Below are 17,627 nucleotides of genomic sequence, written 5' to 3'. Positions count from 1 at the left end.
CACCGGACCCAACAGGCGGTGCCGGGCGGCATCGGTGACCGACAACGCGACCGTCCTCTTGCCAACGTCGACAGCAACAACAACGGGTGATTCACCGGTCACCACGCCCTGAACAGACATAACAAACACCTCCGAAGGTGTCGGGAGGATCCCGCGGATCAACCTCAGGTCCTCAAAGGAATCTGATACATCCCGTCCTGACATCTCCGGAGGTGTTTGTGAAGGACAGACTCAACTCATATCAGCTGTGCGCCGACAGAACCGAGACGGTGGCCTTGGTGCCAACGCCGCGAATCGTCCAGCAGTTCCCGGTGCCGATCACGTCCAGCTCCTCCAGGTCCGCGTGGTGCAGGACCAGGGCGGTGTTCTCATCCACGGCGACCGCGCGGTCCACAAGGCCTTTTGCCACCGCCCCAACGGCCCGGCCGAGGGTTCCCGCCTGGGCGGCGTGCACGTCGACGGCGAAAGGCACCAGGCCCAGCCCGTCGCGGATCTCGACGTCTTCCAGACCCTCCGACCAATCCGCCGGGCAGACCTCGGTGCCGCGGATCCGGTAGCCGCCCACGATCGCCCGCACCGGCGCCACCATCGCGCCGGCTGAGAATCCCATATACGGCACACCGTCGGAGACCAGTCTGCGGATGGGCTGCGCGGATGGCAGCAAGCCTTCCAGATAGCCCGGCGTCGGCCCGCCCCGACGACGATGCCGTCGACGTCGTCGAACGCGGCAGGGTCCGCGCCCCGGTTGAAGTCGAGGAGGACCGGGACGACCTCGCAGGCTGTCCGGGACTGCAGCGGATCCACATAGGCAGGCAGGAAATATTCCGAGCTGCCCTCATGGTCAAAGAGAACCACAGCGACGCGCGGAACCCTGCCGGAGGCCCGGTGCCGGACTTCCCTGACGAAGCGGTCGAAGACGGCAGCTGTGGTTACGGTGTCCGGGCCGCCGCCAACAAGCAGGATGGTCATGGTTCAACGTACCCGGATCCACGGCAATCGCAATGAGCCCGGCGCGGGCGGCTCCGAGGACCTGTAGCGATTGACCGGCCCGGACTGCGAGGAACATAATCGGAATCGGTACTAGCTTCACCCCACGACTGCGCCGACCATGAGGCCGACGGCAGAGCATTCAACGGAAAGCGGTCGACACTATGAGTACTGCCCATCACCCTGTCACTGCGACCGGCTGGACCGGTTGGGTCCGTTTCGCCGGAGTCATTCTGATCATCAACGGCGTTTTCAGCGGCCTTCAAGGCCTCGTCGCGCTCACCGGACCCGACACCTACTATTTGTCGACCCCGGGAACCCTGTTCCTCTTCGATGCGAAGGGGTGGGGCTGGTGGAATGTCGCCCTCGGGGTGCTCTTGATCCTCACCGCCGTCGCGCTCTTCGCCGGCGCAACGTGGGCTCGAGTCGTTGGCGTCGTCGTTGCCGGCTTCAGTGCGGTCGTTCAACTGATGCTCATTCCGCAGCAGCCGTGGTGGTCCGTCATCGTCATCGCCATGGACGTGCTGATCATCTACGCGATCATCGCCCACGGCGAGGAACTGAAGGCCGAGCAGGCACCTCCGACAACCAATCCGTAGGGCACCGGCGCCATCAGCCTGCAGCAATCAGCTCCACTTCGTAGCCGTCCGCATTCACGAGGTAGGCGGCGAAGTGGGCGGGGCCGCCTGCGTGCGGATACTTGTCCGGAAATAATTCCGCCCAGCCGTGGCTCAGTCCCTCCGCCGCTATGGCGTCCACGTCGGCCCGGGTCCCCGCACTGAAGGCGAGGTGGTTCAGGCCCGGGGCTTTGCGGTCGTGCGCGGTTCCGGTCAGCGCCGGGGACTGCTCGACGACGATGTACGTCGGTCCGCGGCGCCAGCTGCATCCGTGGGCCCAGTCCTGGTAGGACTCGTAGCCCAGCCGGCCCAGCAGCCAGCCCCACTGGGCCCTGGCCCGCTGCAGGTCCGGCACCCAGAGTTCTACATGGTGCAGGGCACCAAAGTCCGCCGGTGCAATGGGAACTGGCGAATCGGGACCTGGTGCAACCGGACCTTGTGCAAACGGACCTGGTGCAACCGGAATATCAGCCATCAGAACAGTATCCGCTGGAACAGGATGTGGTCCTGCCAGGATCCGGCAATCCGAAGGTACTGGGCTGCCACGCCGATCTCCTCAAAGCCGGCGCGCTTCAGGATCCGCTGGGACGCGGCGTTGTGCGGGAGGGTTGAGGCCTGCAGCCGGTGCAGCCCCAGTTCGTTGCGCGCGGTCTGCAGGGCGAACTCCACCGCGGCCGAGCCAATTCCCCGCCCCGTCATGTCCTTGTCCACCCAGTAGCCGAGGTGGGCGCTGAGGAATGGTCCCCGGACAATCCCGCTGAGGTTGATCACCCCGATGATGCGGGAGCCTTCCACGAGGACCCAGGGCACGTCCGTTCCCGCGATGAACAACCCGAGCTTGGATTCAATGCTGGCGGCTTGTCCCTCCGCGGTGAAGAATTCCTCAAACCGCAGCGGTTCCCAGGGCGCCAGGTGCTCCCGGTTCCGCCGGTAGGCGTCGGCCAGGGGCCCGGAGTCGGACCTGCGCAGCACCCGCACGCACACGGTATCCGTCAAAGCGACGCTGTTCTCGGTCATCCGCAGACTCTAACGGTCATCCGGAACGGCTTCAATCAGCGTGCGCCAGTCACGGGAGTCTCGGTGGTGTGCTTGATGGGGTCCTCAGGCGCTGGGATCGTCGTCGTCTTCGTTCGGATCGGTGCCGCGAACGGTCACGCTCTGCACGCCGGGCACATCCAGGAGGTAGGGGACGAGTTCCCGCAGCGGAAGATGACCATGGAAGCGGATGTCCATAAGGACGATCGGCTTTTGTTCATCGCCCGCCTTATTGATGCTCAGGATCGACGAGCTGAACCCCATATTCGTGGCGATCTCCAACACCTGCCGCAGCACGCCCCGGTTGTCGGCATAGCCCAGGTGCAGGACCCGGTGGGCGTCGGGGGTCGGGATCTTCCTGATCACGGGAGAAACGACGTACAACGTGATGAGGTGGAAAGCGGTCAGCGAAACAGCCAGGGACAGCATTCCGGCCCCGCATGCCATGCCGACGGCGGCAGAAACCCAAATGCTGGCGGCCGTCGTCAGGCCGCGGACCACGTTCCGTCCCTTGAAAATCACCCCGGCACCGAGGAAGCCGATGCCGCTGACGATTTGGGCTGCAATACGGGACGGGTCCATGGTGGCCCCGGGGGCCAGCGCGGCGGCGAAGCCGTAGGCGGAGATCAGGGTGAACGTGCACGATCCGAGCCCGACCAGGACGTGGGTGCGGTAGCCAGCGACCTTTTGCCGGACCTGCCGCTCAGTGCCAATCAGGGAGCAGAGGATAAATGTCGCCAGCAGAAGCCCGATTTCCACCAGCGTGGTCGGGGTATATAGCCCGTATGCGTCCTGCATCCCGCCCTCCGACCCGGCCCGAGAGTGGCGTCCCGTCAGTGCCGGAATGCGCCAAGAACTCTCGAATCTGATATTACCGCTGCCCCCTATTGGCGAGTAGTGGCTGTTCTGGCCCGCTCACGGGGCCAGATCCCGGCGGCGCCAGCCGGCGTACCCCAGCGCGGCGAGCGCCGCGGCAGTCACCGTAAGTCCGAGCAACGGCCCGACGGCGCCGGAATCCAGGGGCAGCAGCGGCGAGTGCCGGAACGGGGAGAGCTCCATCAGCCACTCCGGGGCATTCCACAGCACGCCAAACTCACCAAGCGCGACGAAGAGCAGCAGCAGGGCCCAGACCGTCCCGGTGAGCCGGGGCGCCCAGCCGAACACCGCCAGCACCGCCGCGGTCATGACCCAGGCCGCGGGGATCTGGGCGGCAGCGGCCAGTGTGACGCGGCCGAGTTGGTTGGCATCGGCCAGGACCGTGGCTGCGCCGGCCCCGACCGACACTCCGGCCAGCAGCATAAGCACGGCGACGCCGGCCAGCGCCAGGGCGAAATGGCTGGTCGCCCACCGCGGCCGGGTGGTGGCGGTGCCCAGCAGTGCCTCGACGTGGCCGTCGGTCTCCTCGTCTCGGAGCCGGCTGGCCGCGGACAGTCCGTAGGCAGCGGCCAGCAGTCCCATGATGCTGATCTCCGCTGCAATGAAGGCATCCGTCATGGCCTGGGTTCCGCCCAGCATCATGATCAGGTCCTGCGCGTTGGGCGAACTCAACAAGTCCGTGACGTTGCCGGCCAGCGATCCGATCACCACGCCGAACACCACGAAGGCGACCGCCCAGGCCGCCAGCAGCCGGAACTGGAGCCGCACGGCGAGGTCCCCGACCCCGCGGAGCGAGCCGCGAGCCGGGCCGGGGCGCTCCTGGCGCAGGCCGGAGCCGAGGTCCCGACGGGCGCGGAGTGCCAGGGCCACGGGCACGAGTAAGGCGCACAGCGCCAGTGGCAGGGCGAGCACCCACCACTGGTCCCCGGCGAAGGCCCGGATCTGCTGGTTCCAGCCGACCGGCGAAAGCCAGGACAGGGCGGAGGGCCCCGGTTCGGCGAGGTCCCCCACCGCCCGCAGCGCATAGGTCACGGCAAGGACGCCGAGGCTCATTCCCGTGGCCGCCCGCGCGCTGGCCGTCAGCTGGGCGGTGACCCCGGCCACGGCGCTGAATGCCATGCCAGTGGCGGCCCAGCCCAATCCGAACGCGATCGAGCCGGCGGCCGGAAGTCCGCCGGCGGCCAAAGAGAGCGCCGTGACCAGCCCCAGGACAATGCTGGCCCCGAAGCTGATGGTGAGGGCGGCCGCGAGCGGCGCGTCGCGGCCCATGCGGCCGCCGCCCAGGAGCTCGAGCCGCCCGGACTCTTCGTCGCTGCGGGTATGGCGGACGGTGATGAACACCATCAGGACGGCGAGGATGGCAGCCATGAACGCCGTGTACTTGATCAGGGACAGGGCACCGAGGGACGTGGGGTCGTAGACCCTGCCGAAGAGGGCCACGAGCGAGGCCGTGGCATTCAGGGCCGTCGCGGCCTCGACCCGGCTCCCCACATCGGGGTAGAGCTCGGCCCCGGCCACCGCGGTTGAATACGTTGTCGCGGCGAATCCGGCGATCCACGCCGGCAACAGCCATCGGTCGCGGCGGAGCCCGAGCCTGATCACGACTCCGGTCCCCGCCAACGTTTCACGCATCGGCGGTGCGTCCGCTGCTCGAACCGGCCGCGGCCACGGGCACCGCCGCGCCGTAGTGGCGAAGGAAGAGATCCTCCAGAGTGGGCGGCTGGCTGGTCAGCGCGACGAGTCCCGCATCGGTCAGCGCCCGCATGAGCGGGGCCAGGCCGGACGGTTCCACTTGGGCGCTGACGCGGTGGTTCGCGACGACGACGTCGTGGACACCTGGCAGGGCATCCAAGCCCGCCGGTATCACCGCGACATCGGCAGTGACGGAGGTACGGGTCAGGTGCCTGAGTTCATCAAGCCGCCCCGTCTCCACCACCCGGCCTTCACGGATGATGCTCACGCGGTCCGAAAGTGCCTCGGCCTCGCTGAGGATATGGCTGCTGAGCAGAACCGTGCGGCCCTGGTTCCGCAGTTCCCGGATACAGCCGCGGAAGGCCTCCTCCATCAGGGGGTCCAGTCCGCTGGTGGGCTCGTCCAGCAGGAACAGCTCAGCGTCGGTGGCCAGGGCAGCGACCAGGGCCACTTTCTGCCGGTTGCCTTTGGAGTAGGCCCGGGACTTCTTGGTCGGATCGAGGTCGAAGAGCTCCAACAGCTGGGCCCGCCGGGCCAGGTCCTGGCCGCCCTGGAGCCGGCCGAGGAGGTCGATCACTTCTCCGCCGGTCAGGTTGGGCCACAACGCCACATCCCCGGGGACGTAGGCCAGGCGCCGGTGGAGGCTCGCGACGTCGCGCCACGGGTCAAGGCCCAGCACCCGGATGGAGCCGGCATTGGCGCGAAGCATGCCCAGCAGCAGGCGAATCGTGGTCGATTTGCCGGAGCCGTTCGGTCCGAGGAAGCCGTGGACCTCGCCCGCCTCGACTGAAAAATCCAAACCATTCAAGGCAACCACGGGCCCGAACCGCTTCACAACGCCGACCATCTCCAAGACATTCGCCATGGGGGACACGATACGCCCGGGACCGGCAATCCAGCCCCGGGCGAATGACCCCTTCGCCCGCGGGCGGCCTGTCGCCGTGCTGTCACTCCGGCACCGGGGGACGTAGCCTAGCGGGCATGGAAGACCCTTACGATCTTGAACGGTTCGTGGCGGCCCAGGACGCCGGCGGAACCTACGGGCACGCCCTGGCGGAGTTGCGGTCAGGCATGAAGAGGAGTCACTGGATGTGGTTCGTTTTCCCCCAGCTCGCGGGTCTGGGCCGCAGCGAAACCGCCCGGAAGTACGCCATCTCCTCCCTGGCCGAGGCCCGTGCATACTGCCGGCACGGCGTCCTTGGCCCGCGGCTGCGGGAGGCTGCCGCCGCAGTGGCCGAACTTCAGGGGCGGTCCGCGGTGCAAATTTTCGGCGGCATCGACACCCGGAAGCTGCACTCCTCCATGACGCTGTTCCAGCGGGCCGCGCCCGGCGAACCCGTGTTCCGCGTCGTCCTGGACCGCTATTTTGATGGCCTGTCCGATCCCGCCACGGACCAACTGCTGGAAGGCCAGTTGCGGGAAGGCCAGTTGCGGGAAGGACAGTTGCGGGAAGGACAGTTGCGGGAAGGACAACCCGGCGGCCCGGACCCGGCGGACGGTTAGCTGTCCGCGGCCAGCGCCGTGATCATCCGCTCCCTGCGGGCGTCGCCGGCGGTCCGCCGGGCAGTGGCCGCCTGATGCTGTTGGCTGCCACTGGCTGTCCACTAGCGGCCTGTACTCGCGGCCGTACTAACGGCCTGCCGTCCCTGCTTCGGCAGCGACTGCGGCCGCCTCGATGCGGGCCCGGTGCACGGCCCATTCCTCGGCGGTGCGGGGCGAAAGGTTCGGATCCCCGGGGCGCTGGCCTGCGCTGCCGTCGAGGAGTTCGCGCAGGATGTCGGCGTGTCCGAGGTGGTGGGCGGTCTCCACGCACATGTGCACGAGGATCTGCTGCAGGGTCACGTGCTTGCGCTCGTCCGGCCACCAGGGCACCACACCGGGCGCGTCGATCGGGAGTTCATCGATGGTGGCATCGCTGTGGGCCGCCGAGAGCCGGTGCAGCTCGGTGACCTGCTCGCGCGTCTCGCCCGGGGCCGCCCACATGTCCGCGTCCGGCTCCGCGTCGTCGGCAAACCACGCCAGCTTCAGCTCGCTGGGACGGCCAAAGACCTCGCCAAAGTAGCCGAGTTCGACGCTGGCCACGTGCTTGACCAGTCCCAGCAGGTTGGTTCCCGTGGGCGTGAGGGGCCGGCGCACGTCATACTCGCTGAGGCCTTCGAGCTTCCCGAGGAGGTCCTGCCGCCGGGTGCGCAGGTAGGTGTGCAAGATCGCTTTGTCGTCCATGACCCGCACTATACCGAATGCACGGGCGCTGCCTGGCGGAACTGCCTGGCAGAACAGTGAGTTTCATAAAACGTATGGAATAATTGGCGTCAGCGGGCCTCGGGGGGAGGCCCCGATCGACAGGACACCCAGGGTGAATCTCGATTCCCGTGCACATCGGGTCCGGCCCGCCGCCGCGGTTCTCGCGGCGGCTCTCGCCTTTCTGTTGGCAGCCTGTTCTTCCGGCGCGGAGGCCCCGGGCGGAGTTCCGGCGGGCCGGCCTGCGGCGTCCGTCCCCGCAACGTCCCCGGCGTCCGGAGGCCTGCGGGGGACGACCGAAGTGAACGGGTTCCTCCTGCCGATGCGCTACGCGGCCGTCGACGGCGACACCTGGGAGGGCATCGCCGCCCACTTCCGGATGACTCCGGAGATCCTCAGGAGCTTCAACGAAGCGGAGTCCGTTGCCGCAGGAGAGATTATCGACCTCAGGGGCGTGGACGTGCCCCAGCTAGGGGCCGGCGGCAGCGTGACCGGGCAGGACGGGCAGGGACGGCTCCTGTACAGGGTGGGTGCCGGAGACACTCCCTCGGGCATCGCGAGCCGCTACGGCGTCCCGCTCTATGCCTTGCGGATAGCCAACCTGAACCTGTTGACCGGAGGCGAATGGATTCCGCCCGCCGGCACCACGGTAACCATTCCGAATCCCCAGGCCGACTGAGCCGGGCCTTTGAGACAGGCCTTGCACTGTGGAGACGGGCCGTTGGGCCGTGGACAAAGAAAAAGCCTCCGGAACCTAGTGGTTCCGGAGGCTTTTCCAAGGGTGGCAGATGAGGGATTCGAACCCCCGTAGGCGTTGCCAGCTGATTTACAGTCAGCCCCCTTTGGCCGCTCGGGTAATCTGCCGAACTTCAAAAGAAGATCACTCGCGGTTTCCAGTCCCGGAACGCCTGTTTCCAGTTCGTTCCGCTTCCAGCACCCGCGGGCAAGACAACTTTACAGAACTTCCGCCGAAGAATCGAATCGGCGCCTCAGCAGATCAAAAAAGGGCCAAAATCCGCGGAATTTCAGGCCTCGCCGAGAATCCGCCCCGCCAGCCTTGCCTCGAATCGTGCCGCCTGCTCGGCGGTGACCTGGTTCAGCTCGACGGCACGGGCGAGGTCCGTGTGGACCCCGTCCATGCGGACTGATGCGTCGGCGGCCGGGCTCAGGATGATGGACGCCGCCAGCGCGGCGGCGGCTACGGAGCTCGCCGTCGCGGCCAGGGTGCTGGCAGCGGCGGCGGTGGTGCGGTTGACGTAGCGGACGGCCTTTTGGTGCATGTTCTTGCCTTTCAGCAGCGGTTCCAACTCTTGCAACTCTGGCCAGCCCGGCTTCGTTCCCGCCGTGATTGAGCTATGAGCGGACTGTGAAACCCGGGACGCAAGGCCGGCCGCCACATCGGGGGCATCCGTACTAGTCTGGAATGCAGACATCCCGGCCTCACGCAGGCACCCGGCAACCATCAGGAGGAAAGTCATGGCAGGCGAATCCACGTTCGACGTCGTCAGCAAGGTAGACAAGCAGGAAGTCGCCAACGCGCTGAACCAGGCGCAGAAGGAAATTGCCCAGCGCTACGACTTCAAGGGCGTCGGCGCCGAGGTCGATTTCAGCGGCGAGAAGATCCTGATGAAGGCCAACTCCGAGGAGCGGGTGCTCGCGGTGCTCGATGTGCTGCAGTCCAAGCTCATCCGCCGCGGCATTTCGCTGAAGTCTCTCGACACCGGCGAGCCCTACGCCTCCGGCAAGGAATTCCGGCTCGAGGCCTCCATCAAGGAGGGCATCGCCCAGGACCTCGCCAAGAAGATCAACAAGCTGATCCGGGACGAGGCCCCCAAGTCCGTCAAGTCACAGATCCAGGGCGACGAGCTCCGGGTGACCTCGAAGTCCCGCGATGATCTCCAGGAGACCATGAACCTGCTGAAGGGCTTCGACGAGGCCGACCTGCAGTTCGTGAACTTCCGCAGCTAGCGGCCCGTCCGCGGCGCAAATTTCCGCACGACGCGCAAAAGGGCTGGCGACACCGGTATTCCGGGGTCGCCAGCCCTTGTGCGTGTCACGGAACTATTCGCGCGTCGCCAGACCCGCAGCCTGCTTCAGCTGCGCGGCTGCCCGGCCATCCGCTCCAGCCGGCCGATCCGCTCGGCCATCGGCGGGTGAGTGGAGAACATCTTGGCCACGCCTCCGCCTTTGAACGGGTTGGCGATCATCATGTGCGAGGCGTTGACCAGCCGCTGGTCCTGCGGCAACGGCGCCAGCTGCACGCCCTGCTCGATCTTGCGCAGGGCGGAGGCGAGCGCCAGCGGATCTCCGGTCAGCAACGAGCCGTCCTCGTCGGCGTCGTACTCCCGTGTACGGGAGATGGCCATCTGGATCAGGGATGCGGCGAACGGGGCCAGCAGGGCCATGGCGATCGCGGCGAACGGGTTCGCATTGCGGCGGTCCCCGCCGCCGAACAGCAACATCATCTGCGCCACCGAAGTGATGACGCCGGCGACGGCGGCCGCCACCGACGCCGTCAGGATGTCCCGGTTGTAGACGTGCATCAGTTCATGCCCCAGGACGCCGCGCAGTTCGCGGGCGTCCAGCATCCGCATGATGCCCTCGGTGCAGCACACTGCCGCGTTCTGCGGGTTCCGGCCGGTGGCGAAGGCATTTGGCGCCATGGTGGGCGAGACGTAGATGCGCGGCATCGGCTGGCTGGCCCGGCCGGACAGCTCCCGGACGATCTGGTACAGCTGGGGCGCCTCGGCCTCCGTGACGGGAAAGGCCTGCATGGCACGGATGGCGAGCTTGTCGCTGTTCCAGTACCCGTAGGCCGTGGTGCCGACCCCGATCAGGGCCATGATCCAGATCGGCGCCGCACTGCGGGTCCCCGCGGCGATGAACGCCCCCAGGCCCAGCAGGACCGCCCACAGCACTCCGAACAGCGCCGCGGTCTTCAGTCCGTTGTGATGCTTGTGCACTGGTCCTCCTGATACGTGTACTGCAAGCTGATGCCCTGTAATTCACTGACCTACCAAGGAAAACGAACCGCTATGGCACCGGGTTCCGCGCGTCGTACCGCAGGAATCCGCACTGCTGGCGGGCCAATATCCAGGCCACAGCGATGCACAACATGCCGCCGAGCAGCAGGACCCACCCCTCGTTCAAAAGTTTAGTCGCGCCGCCGGCCAGCATGTCCCCGATCCGGGGCCCGCCGGCGACCACCACCACAAAGACACCCTGCAGACGCCCGCGCAGATGGTCGGGGGTGGAGGCCTGCAGGATGGTGGTCCGGAAGACTGCGCTCACGGAATCCGCGATGCCGGCCAGCGCGCAGCACAGGGCGGCGGGCAGCAGCCACACGCCCACGCCGTCGTCGCCGGAATGCCCGGCCAGGACCACCACCAGGCCGAAGGCCGCCACCGAGCCGCCCCAGCCCATCACGGACCACACCACCGCGGCCCCCTGCCGGCGGACGCCGCCCAGCGGCCCCGAGAACAGGCCGGCCAGGAACGCCCCCACGGCCATCGAGGCCAACAGGATCCCCACCGTGGCCTCACCGCCACCGATCATCAACGCGCCGATGGCCGGCAGGAGCGCCCGGGGCTGGGCAAAGATCATGGCCACGAGATCGATCACGAACGTCATGCGGAGGTTGGGCCGGGTGCCAAGGAAACGGAACCCCTCCACCACGGAACGCAGCCCGGCCGGCCTGGCGTGCTCGCCCGGCGGCATGGAAGGCAGTTTCAGGAGGGCCCAGAACGCAAACGCAAAGCTGATGACGTCGATCGTGTACGTCCAGCCGAACCCCACCCATGCCACGAGCACGCCGGCCAGCAGCGGGCCGGCGGTCATGGTCAGCCCGAAAATCATCATGCTCAGGGCATTTGCGGCCGGCAGCAACTCCTTGCGCACCAGCACCGGGATGATGGCGCTGCGTGCCGGCTGGTTGATGGCCTGGGCACCGCTCTGCACCGCCACGAGCGCATAGAGCAGCCACACGTTGCCCACTTCCAGCCACGCCTGGAGGGCCAGCGCGGCGGTGGTCAGCCAGAGGACGGACGAGGCCAGCAGTGCCACGGTGCGGCGGTCATGGGCGTCGGCGATCGAGCCGCCCAGGAGGCCGCCAAAGACCAGCGGCACGAGGGCGAAGAGGCTCAGCAGGCCCACGTAGAGGCTGTCCTGGGTCAGCCGGTAGACCTCCAGGCTGACGGCCACCAAGGTCAGTTGGCTGCCCAGGGCGGAGACGGCGGACCCAAGCCACAGACGGCGGAAGGCCGGACTTTCACGCAACGGCGTGATGTCCGCCAGCAATTTCTCCACCGGGCAACTCTAGTGGCGAACCTGGACTGCCCTGTGACACGGCCGGACAATATTAGCCACGCCTTATTGTGAGGCAGTCATAATAAGTGCTTGAATGGGGGTATGACGGATTCCTCGGGCACCCACGACGCATGGGCAGCCGCCCTGCGTGCCCACGGCCGCCGGGTGACCAAGCAGCGCCTGGCCGTGCTGGCCGCCGTCGAACATCACCCGCATTCGCCGGCAGAGGCAATCCTTGCCGCCGCCCGGCAGGAATTGCCGGACCTGACCGCCCAGTCCGTCTACGTGGTCCTCGGGGACCTCACGGATCTGCACATGCTGCGCCGTTTTGAGCCCCCGCACTCCCCCGCGCTGTACGAGACGCGGGTCGGGGACAACCACCACCATGCCGTGTGCATCAGCTGCGGCCGGGTGGAGGACGTCGAATGCGCCGTGGGCCACGCGCCCTGCCTGACCCCGCACTGGAACGCGGACGCCAAGCCGATGACCATCCAGATCGCGGACGTGCTGTACCAGGGCATCTGCCAGGACTGCCAGCGCACCCAACAGCTTCCCTCCGAACGAAACTAAGAAACCCAACCCAAGGAGAACTATGACTGAGATCATCTCTGCGCCCGCCGTGTCCACGACACAGTCCGGGGCTCCCGTCACTTCCGACGCCCACTCCAAGTCCGTCGGCGCCGACGGCGCGATCATCCTGACAGATCACTACCTGATCGAGAAGCTCGCGCAGTTCAACCGCGAGCGCGTCCCGGAGCGCGTCGTGCACGCCAAGGGCGGCGGCGCCTTCGGTACCTTCAAGACCACAGAGGACGTCTCGAAGTACACCAAGGCCGCACTGTTCCAGCCCGGCGTTGAGACGGATATGCTCATCCGCTTCTCCTCCGTTGCCGGCGAGGCAGGCTCCCCCGACACCTGGCGCGACCCCCGCGGTTTCGCCGTGAAGTTCTACACCACCGAGGGCAACTACGACCTCGTCGGCAACAACACTCCGGTGTTCTTCATCCGCGACGGGATCAAGTTCCCGGACTTCATCCACTCCCAGAAGCGCCTCCCCGGCACCCACCTGCGCGACGCCGACATGCAGTGGGACTTCTGGACCCTCTCCCCCGAGTCCGCCCACCAGGTCACCTGGCTCATGGGTGACCGCGGCCTGCCGGCCTCCTGGCGTGAAATGCAGGGCTACGGCTCGCACACCTACCAGTGGATCAACGCCGAGGGCGAGCGGTTCTGGGTCAAGTACCACTTCAAGTCCAACCAGGGCGTCAAGTCCATGACCGGGGACGAGGCCGAGGCCCTTGCCGGCGCCGACGGCGACTTCTACATCCGCGACCTCCAGGAAAACATTGCCGCCGGCAACTTCCCCTCCTGGGACCTCCACGTCCAGGTCATGCCGTACGAGGACGCCAAGACGTACCGCTTCAACCCCTTCGACCTCACCAAGGTGTGGCCGCACGCGGACTACCCGCTGGTCAAGGTCGGCACCATGGAGCTGAACAAGAACCCGGAGAACTACTTCGCGCAGATCGAGCAGGCCACCTTCGCGCCGTCGAACTTCGTGCCGGGCATCGCCGCCTCCCCGGACAAGATGCTGCAGGCCCGCATCTTCTCCTACGCGGACGCGCACCGCTACCGCGTCGGCACCAACCACGCCCAGCTCCCGGTAAACCTGCCCAAGAGCCAGGTCAACAACTACAGCCAGGACGGCGCCGGGCGTTACCACTTCAACGCCCCGTCCGTTCCGGTGTACGCACCGAACTCCGTGGGCGGCCCGGCTGCCGTTGAGCCCGGCGTTGCGGGCGGCGGCTGGGAGAACGACGGCGAGCTCACGCTCTCCGCGCACTCCCTGCACGCCGAGGACGGCGACTTCGGCCAGGCCGGCACGCTGTACCGCGAGGTGTACAACGACGGCGAGAAGGCCCGCCTGCTGGAGACCGTCACCGGCGCCGTCAGCGGCGTCAAGAACGCCAGCATCAAGGAACGCGCCATCGCGTACTGGACCAACGTCGACGCCGAATTCGGCGCCAAGCTGCGCGCCAACCTCGGTGCCGGCCAGGTTGAGTCCGACGCCGAGGCCGCCAACAAGGTCTGATAGTTGCGTCGAAGGTTGCCTGGTTGCCGGCCTTGACGGCCGCCTGGGCGGCCGGTGACCGGCATTCGGTGACAGCTGGAGCCAACAGAACGCCCCGCCACGGACTCCCGTGGCGGGGCGTTTTACGGTTATCCACATGGGTGCGCGTGCCCCTCGCCACCGCGTGCCGCGGCTCCGTAGGATTTGGGCATGACCGCTTTCGCTGGCACTCCATTCGCAGGCATTCCAAGTGACGCCTTCCGGTTCTACGCCGATCTTGAACAGAACAACAACCGGGACTGGTGGCTCGAGCACAAGCCGGTCTACGAGGCCGCGGTGAAGGGGCCGCTGACCCAGCTGCTGGCCGAGCTGGAGCCACGCTTCGGACCGGCCAGGCTCTTTCGCCCCAACCGGGATGTCCGGTTCTCGCCGGACAAGTCACCCTATAAGACCGCGCAGGGGGCCTTCGCGGCGGTGGACGAAGGTGTGGGCTTCTATATCCAGCTCAGCGCCGACGGCCTCCTTATCGGCGGCGGCTGCCACACCCACACTCCGGCCCAGCTGGCACGCTTTCGCGGTGCCGTGGACGATCCCGCCAGCGGCGATGCCCTGCAGGCGATCGTGCGGAAGGTCGAGGCGGCAGGGTTCGCGGTGGAGGGCGAACGGCTAAAGACCGTGCCGCGGGGCTTCGACAAGGACCATCCCCGGGCGGAGCTGCTCAAGCACAAATCCCTCACGGCCGGCGTCAACGTGGGCCAGCCCGGCTGGCTTGCCGGTCCCGGGGCGGTCGAGGAAGTGGCACAGCACTGGGAGCAACTGCGCCCCCTCGTGGAGTGGGAGGGCCGCTACGCTGCTCCCTGAGGTTCTGCTCAGATGTGCTGGCCGTCGGTAGCGAGGCGCCTGTCGAGGTTGTTGAAGAAGACCAGCATCATCAGCTCAAAGGCCTTGGTGGCTTCCTCTGGCTGGTTGTTGACGACGAAATCGAACTGCAGCCCGTAGAACGCGGCCGTGAACAGGCGGGCGTCGGTGTCGGCGAATTCCGGCTGGATGCCCTGGATGACCAGCCAGTCCCGGGCCTTCTCGTGCAGCATCCGGAAGTGCTCCTGCGCTGTGCCGCGCGGCACCGCCGCCACAATGTCCTGCGCCGTGGCCTCAAATTCAAGCCGGGCCAGGTGCCGGTTGCGCTGCGCCATGGTCCACTGCCAGGACTCAAGCAGGAAGGCCCGCCACGCGTCCCGGTCGATGTCCCTGACGTCGGTGGCGCGGATGCTGTCCAGCCGGGATTCGATGCCGCGGATGATCTCGTTGATCAGCTGTTCGCGGTGCCCGAAGTGGTAGACCAGGACGTAGCTGCTGACACCCAGCCCGTCGGCCAGGCCGCGAAACGTCAGCTCCGCCAGGGTCTTGTCCATGAGGTAGTCGAGAATTGCCGACAGCAACTCTGATTTGCGTTCCGGTCTTGCTGGGCGGGCCATGTGTCCATCTTAGGGAGCGGCGCCCTGACGGAGCGGCGCCCGAACGCCGAAGTCGCCGGAGCCGTGCGGTTACGCCGGAAATTTCCAGCGAATTCGCACGGCTCCGGCGACCTCGATGCGGCGGGGCCGATCGCTCCCTTCTCAGGAGCGGGTGAGCGCGTCCTCGTTGTCCTCCGCGGGCGCTCCCGCCACGCTGGCCGTGCCGTTCACCGAGGCGCGGGCCTCCGCGAACTTTTCATTCAGCCGGGAGTGGCGCTGGCCGTAGGCGAAGTAGATCGCAATACCGATCACGAGCCAGATGGCGAAGAAGATCCAGGTTTCCACGGCCAGGTTCGTCATGAGATACAGGCACAGGACCGCAGAGACGACCGGGAGCACCTTGCCGAACGGGACACGGAAGGCCGGCTTCAGGTCCGGGCGCTTCTTGCGCAGCACCAGGATGCCAAGGCTCACCATCACGAAGGCGGACAGGGTCCCGATGTTGATCATTTCCTCGAGCAGGTCCACGTTGGTCAGGCCGGCGACGAGCGCCACCCCGGCGCCGCAGATGATCTGCAGGCGGGCCGGCGTCCCCCGCACCGAGCTGGTCTTGGACAGGGAGCGCGGAAGCAGGCCGTCGCGGCTCATCGCGAGCACCACGCGCGAGAGGCCCATGAGCAGCACCATGATCACGGTGGTCAGGCCCACGAGGGAGCCAAAGGCAATGACCTTGGCGGCGTCGGTATTGCCGACCGCTTCGAAGGCGGTGGTGAGCGTCGGGTTCTTGGCCTCGGCCAGCTGGGTGTAGGACACCATGCCGGTCAACGCCAGCGACACCAGGATGTACAGCACGGTAACGATTGCCAGGCCGCCGAAGATGCCGCGGGGCAGCGTCTTCTGCGGGTTCTTGACCTCTTCGGCCGAGGTGGCGACGACGTCGAAGCCGATGAAGGCGAAGAAGACCAGGGCGGCGCCGGCGAAGATCCCGAGGGTTCCGTACTGGGCCGGGGCGGCGCCAGTCAGGAAGCCGAAGAACGACTGTTTGAGGACATCCGCGGTTCCGGTGCCTCCGGTCGGCTCGGAGGCCGGGACGAACGGGGCGTAGTTCTCGAACTTCACGTACGTGAAGCCGACGACGATCACGAAGAGGACCACCGCGATCTTGATGAGCGTGAAGATGTTGCCGACGCGGGCGGAGAGCTTGGTCCCGAGGACCAGCAGCACGGTGAAGATGGCAACGATCAGGAAGGCGCCCCAGTAGAGGTCGACGCCGCCCAGCGAGATCGACGGCGGAATGTCCACGCCCATGAGCGCAAAGACTTTGCTGAGGTAGATGCCCCAGTACTTCGCGATCACGGCGCCGGCCGTGAAGAGTTCGAGGATCAGGTTCCAGCCGATGATCCACGCCAGGATCTCACCCATGGTCGCGTAGGTGAAGACGTAGGCGGAGCCGGCCACCGGGATGGCCGTGGCGAACTCGGCGTAGCACATGATGGCGAGCGCGCAGGTGACGGCGGCGATCGCGAAGGAAATGGTGACGGCAGGGCCGGCAAAGTTCGCGGCGGCCTTGGCGCCGACCGAGAAGATCCCGGCGCCCACGGCAACCGCGACCCCCATGATCATGAGGTCCCACGTGCTTAGCGTGCGCTTCAGCTTGCGTCCGGGTTCATCGGCGTCGGACATGGACTGCTCGATGGATTTGGTCCGGAAAAGGTTCATTAGGAAAGTCCGCAATCTCGATAACTGGGGTGGAAACAGACCTATCCATCTTAGAGTCCATCCACTGGACGGCCCGATTTGTCCCACATAGTGAGACAAAGGCCCGGCCGGAGCCGCCGCGGAAGCTGCCCCGCGGGCGGCTCCGGCCGGGCCGGGGGCGGGTCAGACGGGCCAGTTTTCCATCAGCGTCGAGCGGATGAGGAACCGTTTGCCTTCCGGCGCTTCCACCGAGAAGCCGCTCCCCCGGCCGGGGACGACGTCGACGGTCAGGTGCGTGTGGCTCCAGTAGTTGAACTGTTCACGCGACATCCAGAATTCCAGCGGCTGGGGCTGCAATCCGTCGGAGATGTCGAACAGGCCCAACAGGACGTCGGAGTCGCCGGTCAGGAATTCCCCCGCCGGATAGCACATGGGTGAGGATCCGTCGCAGCAGCCGCCCGACTGGTGGAACATCAAAGGCCCGTGCTGCGTCCAGAGCTTGCGGAGCAGGTCCACGGACTCCGGCATGAGCGCCACCCGGGAGAATTCCTCCCCGGGGCGGGTCACGGCGGCGTCAAGCCTGGTCTGGGTCATTGGGGTCTCCCTGGCTGGTCCGGAAAGTGGTGCGGGCGGGGCGGATCGTTCGCGATC

General features: G+C 66.9%; 21 protein-coding genes and 1 tRNA gene. 8 read left to right on the top strand and 14 right to left on the bottom strand.

The features are described 5' to 3' along the window. Positions 1-241: 241 nt before the first annotated feature. Positions 242-610, bottom strand: coding sequence for a type 1 glutamine amidotransferase family protein (locus AC1DRO_RS20820; RefSeq protein ID WP_476952286.1), 369 nt, complete (start codon positions 608-610; stop codon positions 242-244). A 44-nt stretch (positions 611-654) separates the two neighbouring features. On the opposite strand from AC1DRO_RS20820, the gene AC1DRO_RS20815 reads away from it, so the two are divergent. Both AC1DRO_RS20815 and AC1DRO_RS20810 read left to right on the top strand, forming a co-directional pair. Beyond that, positions 655-1,005, top strand: a complete 351-nt coding sequence (locus AC1DRO_RS20815; protein ID WP_476952285.1) for a hypothetical protein — start codon at positions 655-657, stop codon at positions 1,003-1,005. A gap of 146 nt (positions 1,006-1,151) precedes the next feature. Then, positions 1,152-1,586, top strand: a complete 435-nt coding sequence (locus tag AC1DRO_RS20810) for a DUF7144 family membrane protein (RefSeq protein ID WP_043436157.1) — start codon at positions 1,152-1,154, stop codon at positions 1,584-1,586. A 13-nt stretch (positions 1,587-1,599) separates the two neighbouring features. On the opposite strand, the gene AC1DRO_RS20805 is transcribed toward AC1DRO_RS20810, so the two are convergent. The 5 genes from AC1DRO_RS20805 to AC1DRO_RS20785 all read right to left on the bottom strand — a co-directional run bounded on the left by AC1DRO_RS20805 (position 1,600) and on the right by AC1DRO_RS20785 (position 6,072). After that, complete coding sequence (locus AC1DRO_RS20805) at positions 1,600-2,004, bottom strand: VOC family protein (RefSeq protein WP_476952287.1); 405 nt, start codon at positions 2,002-2,004, stop codon at positions 1,600-1,602. A 74-nt stretch (positions 2,005-2,078) separates the two neighbouring features. After that, on the bottom strand, positions 2,079-2,621 hold the full coding sequence (locus AC1DRO_RS20800; RefSeq protein ID WP_476952284.1) for a GNAT family N-acetyltransferase: 543 nt from the start codon (positions 2,619-2,621) through the stop codon (positions 2,079-2,081). Positions 2,622-2,705: 84 nt separating this feature from the next. Continuing rightward, entirely contained in the window at positions 2,706-3,437 is a 732-nt protein-coding gene (locus tag AC1DRO_RS20795; protein ID WP_476952283.1) for an MgtC/SapB family protein, read from the bottom strand. A 117-nt stretch (positions 3,438-3,554) separates the two neighbouring features. Continuing rightward, the gene (locus AC1DRO_RS20790) at positions 3,555-5,147 is read right to left on the bottom strand and encodes an ABC transporter permease (RefSeq protein ID WP_476952282.1); all 1,593 of its coding nucleotides are present in this window, start codon (positions 5,145-5,147) and stop codon (positions 3,555-3,557) included. Continuing rightward, positions 5,140-6,072 (bottom strand): ABC transporter ATP-binding protein, encoded by a 933-nt coding sequence (locus tag AC1DRO_RS20785; RefSeq protein ID WP_476952281.1) that lies wholly within the window; start codon positions 6,070-6,072, stop codon positions 5,140-5,142. Before AC1DRO_RS20785 ends, AC1DRO_RS20790 begins: the two co-directional genes overlap by 8 nt. 116 nt (positions 6,073-6,188) lie before the next feature. Between AC1DRO_RS20785 and AC1DRO_RS20780 the strand changes: the two genes are divergently transcribed. Then, complete coding sequence (locus AC1DRO_RS20780) at positions 6,189-6,710, top strand: DUF1810 domain-containing protein (RefSeq protein ID WP_476952280.1); 522 nt, start codon at positions 6,189-6,191, stop codon at positions 6,708-6,710. Positions 6,711-6,836: 126 nt separating this feature from the next. On the opposite strand, the gene AC1DRO_RS20775 is transcribed toward AC1DRO_RS20780, so the two are convergent. After that, entirely contained in the window at positions 6,837-7,430 is a 594-nt protein-coding gene (locus AC1DRO_RS20775) for a DinB family protein (RefSeq protein ID WP_476952279.1), read from the bottom strand. Between the two features lie 319 nt (positions 7,431-7,749). Between AC1DRO_RS20775 and AC1DRO_RS20770 the strand changes: the two genes are divergently transcribed. Further along, complete coding sequence (locus AC1DRO_RS20770; protein WP_476952278.1) at positions 7,750-8,127, top strand: LysM peptidoglycan-binding domain-containing protein; 378 nt, start codon at positions 7,750-7,752, stop codon at positions 8,125-8,127. A gap of 103 nt (positions 8,128-8,230) precedes the next feature. Here AC1DRO_RS20770 and AC1DRO_RS20765 read toward each other — a convergent pair. Together AC1DRO_RS20765 and AC1DRO_RS20760 are read right to left on the bottom strand one after the other, a co-directional pair. Continuing rightward, a tRNA-Tyr gene (locus AC1DRO_RS20765) sits at positions 8,231-8,312 on the bottom strand. 161 nt (positions 8,313-8,473) lie between these two features. Next, entirely contained in the window at positions 8,474-8,728 is a 255-nt protein-coding gene (locus AC1DRO_RS20760; RefSeq protein WP_028276970.1) for a hypothetical protein, read from the bottom strand. Between the two features lie 196 nt (positions 8,729-8,924). Between AC1DRO_RS20760 and AC1DRO_RS20755 the strand changes: the two genes are divergently transcribed. Then, the gene (locus tag AC1DRO_RS20755; RefSeq protein ID WP_018773569.1) at positions 8,925-9,416 is read left to right on the top strand and encodes a YajQ family cyclic di-GMP-binding protein; all 492 of its coding nucleotides are present in this window, start codon (positions 8,925-8,927) and stop codon (positions 9,414-9,416) included. A 125-nt stretch (positions 9,417-9,541) separates the two neighbouring features. On the opposite strand, the gene htpX is transcribed toward AC1DRO_RS20755, so the two are convergent. Together htpX and AC1DRO_RS20745 are read right to left on the bottom strand one after the other, a co-directional pair. Further along, positions 9,542-10,411 carry a zinc metalloprotease HtpX gene (gene htpX, locus AC1DRO_RS20750; protein ID WP_476952277.1) on the bottom strand — a complete coding sequence of 290 codons (870 nt, stop codon included), beginning with the start codon at positions 10,409-10,411 and terminating at the stop codon, positions 9,542-9,544. Positions 10,412-10,481: 70 nt separating this feature from the next. Beyond that, positions 10,482-11,753: an MFS transporter gene (locus tag AC1DRO_RS20745; RefSeq protein WP_476952276.1), complete on the bottom strand. Its 1,272-nt coding sequence runs from the start codon at positions 11,751-11,753 to the stop codon at positions 10,482-10,484. Positions 11,754-11,855: 102 nt separating this feature from the next. Here AC1DRO_RS20745 and AC1DRO_RS20740 point away from each other — a divergent pair, with 102 nt between their 5' ends. The 3 genes from AC1DRO_RS20740 (at position 11,856) to AC1DRO_RS20730 (ending at position 14,685) form a co-directional block, all read left to right on the top strand. Then, on the top strand, positions 11,856-12,323 hold the full coding sequence (locus AC1DRO_RS20740; protein WP_026537503.1) for a Fur family transcriptional regulator: 468 nt from the start codon (positions 11,856-11,858) through the stop codon (positions 12,321-12,323). Between the two features lie 22 nt (positions 12,324-12,345). After that, entirely contained in the window at positions 12,346-13,845 is a 1,500-nt protein-coding gene (locus tag AC1DRO_RS20735) for a catalase (protein ID WP_028276967.1), read from the top strand. A 189-nt stretch (positions 13,846-14,034) separates the two neighbouring features. Continuing rightward, positions 14,035-14,685: a DUF2461 domain-containing protein gene (locus tag AC1DRO_RS20730; RefSeq protein ID WP_476952275.1), complete on the top strand. Its 651-nt coding sequence runs from the start codon at positions 14,035-14,037 to the stop codon at positions 14,683-14,685. Positions 14,686-14,693: 8 nt separating this feature from the next. On the opposite strand, the gene AC1DRO_RS20725 is transcribed toward AC1DRO_RS20730, so the two are convergent. The 3 genes from AC1DRO_RS20725 to AC1DRO_RS20715 form a co-directional block, all read right to left on the bottom strand. Continuing rightward, positions 14,694-15,299 carry a TetR/AcrR family transcriptional regulator gene (locus tag AC1DRO_RS20725; protein WP_028276965.1) on the bottom strand — a complete coding sequence of 202 codons (606 nt, stop codon included), beginning with the start codon at positions 15,297-15,299 and terminating at the stop codon, positions 14,694-14,696. A gap of 141 nt (positions 15,300-15,440) precedes the next feature. Then, positions 15,441-16,997 carry an amino acid permease gene (locus tag AC1DRO_RS20720; RefSeq protein WP_459385461.1) on the bottom strand — a complete coding sequence of 519 codons (1,557 nt, stop codon included), beginning with the start codon at positions 16,995-16,997 and terminating at the stop codon, positions 15,441-15,443. Positions 16,998-17,159: 162 nt separating this feature from the next. After that, positions 17,160-17,570 (bottom strand): DUF779 domain-containing protein, encoded by a 411-nt coding sequence (locus AC1DRO_RS20715; RefSeq protein WP_243181991.1) that lies wholly within the window; start codon positions 17,568-17,570, stop codon positions 17,160-17,162. Between the last annotated feature and the right edge of the window lie 57 nt (positions 17,571-17,627).

The organism is Arthrobacter sp. P4_F11 (assembly GCF_056401395.1).
The sequence above is the reverse complement of the archived record's forward strand: the minus strand, read 5'-3'. Positions and strand labels throughout refer to the sequence as shown.

Bases quoted from the DNA above. Each gene is read 5' to 3' on its own strand.
- AC1DRO_RS20820 (WP_476952286.1), bottom strand. From the start codon at position 610: ATGGGATTCTCAGCCGGCGCGATGGTGGCGCCGGTGCGGGCGATCGTG.
- AC1DRO_RS20815 (WP_476952285.1), top strand. From the start codon at position 655: ATGGCAGCAAGCCTTCCAGATAGCCCGGCGTCGGCCCGCCCCGACGAC.
- AC1DRO_RS20810 (WP_043436157.1), top strand. From the start codon at position 1,152: ATGAGTACTGCCCATCACCCTGTCACTGCGACCGGCTGGACCGGTTGG.
- AC1DRO_RS20800 (WP_476952284.1), bottom strand. From the start codon at position 2,621: ATGACCGAGAACAGCGTCGCTTTGACGGATACCGTGTGCGTGCGGGTG.
- AC1DRO_RS20795 (WP_476952283.1), bottom strand. From the start codon at position 3,437: ATGCAGGACGCATACGGGCTATATACCCCGACCACGCTGGTGGAAATC.
- AC1DRO_RS20790 (WP_476952282.1), bottom strand. From the start codon at position 5,147: ATGCGTGAAACGTTGGCGGGGACCGGAGTCGTGATCAGGCTCGGGCTC.
- AC1DRO_RS20785 (WP_476952281.1), bottom strand. From the start codon at position 6,072: ATGGCGAATGTCTTGGAGATGGTCGGCGTTGTGAAGCGGTTCGGGCCC.
- AC1DRO_RS20780 (WP_476952280.1), top strand. From the start codon at position 6,189: ATGGAAGACCCTTACGATCTTGAACGGTTCGTGGCGGCCCAGGACGCC.
- AC1DRO_RS20775 (WP_476952279.1), bottom strand. From the start codon at position 7,430: ATGGACGACAAAGCGATCTTGCACACCTACCTGCGCACCCGGCGGCAG.
- AC1DRO_RS20760 (WP_028276970.1), bottom strand. From the start codon at position 8,728: ATGCACCAAAAGGCCGTCCGCTACGTCAACCGCACCACCGCCGCCGCT.
- AC1DRO_RS20755 (WP_018773569.1), top strand. From the start codon at position 8,925: ATGGCAGGCGAATCCACGTTCGACGTCGTCAGCAAGGTAGACAAGCAG.
- AC1DRO_RS20740 (WP_026537503.1), top strand. From the start codon at position 11,856: ATGACGGATTCCTCGGGCACCCACGACGCATGGGCAGCCGCCCTGCGT.
- AC1DRO_RS20735 (WP_028276967.1), top strand. From the start codon at position 12,346: ATGACTGAGATCATCTCTGCGCCCGCCGTGTCCACGACACAGTCCGGG.
- AC1DRO_RS20730 (WP_476952275.1), top strand. From the start codon at position 14,035: ATGACCGCTTTCGCTGGCACTCCATTCGCAGGCATTCCAAGTGACGCC.
- AC1DRO_RS20725 (WP_028276965.1), bottom strand. From the start codon at position 15,299: ATGGCCCGCCCAGCAAGACCGGAACGCAAATCAGAGTTGCTGTCGGCA.
- AC1DRO_RS20720 (WP_459385461.1), bottom strand. From the start codon at position 16,997: ATGAACCTTTTCCGGACCAAATCCATCGAGCAGTCCATGTCCGACGCC.
- AC1DRO_RS20715 (WP_243181991.1), bottom strand. From the start codon at position 17,570: ATGACCCAGACCAGGCTTGACGCCGCCGTGACCCGCCCCGGGGAGGAA.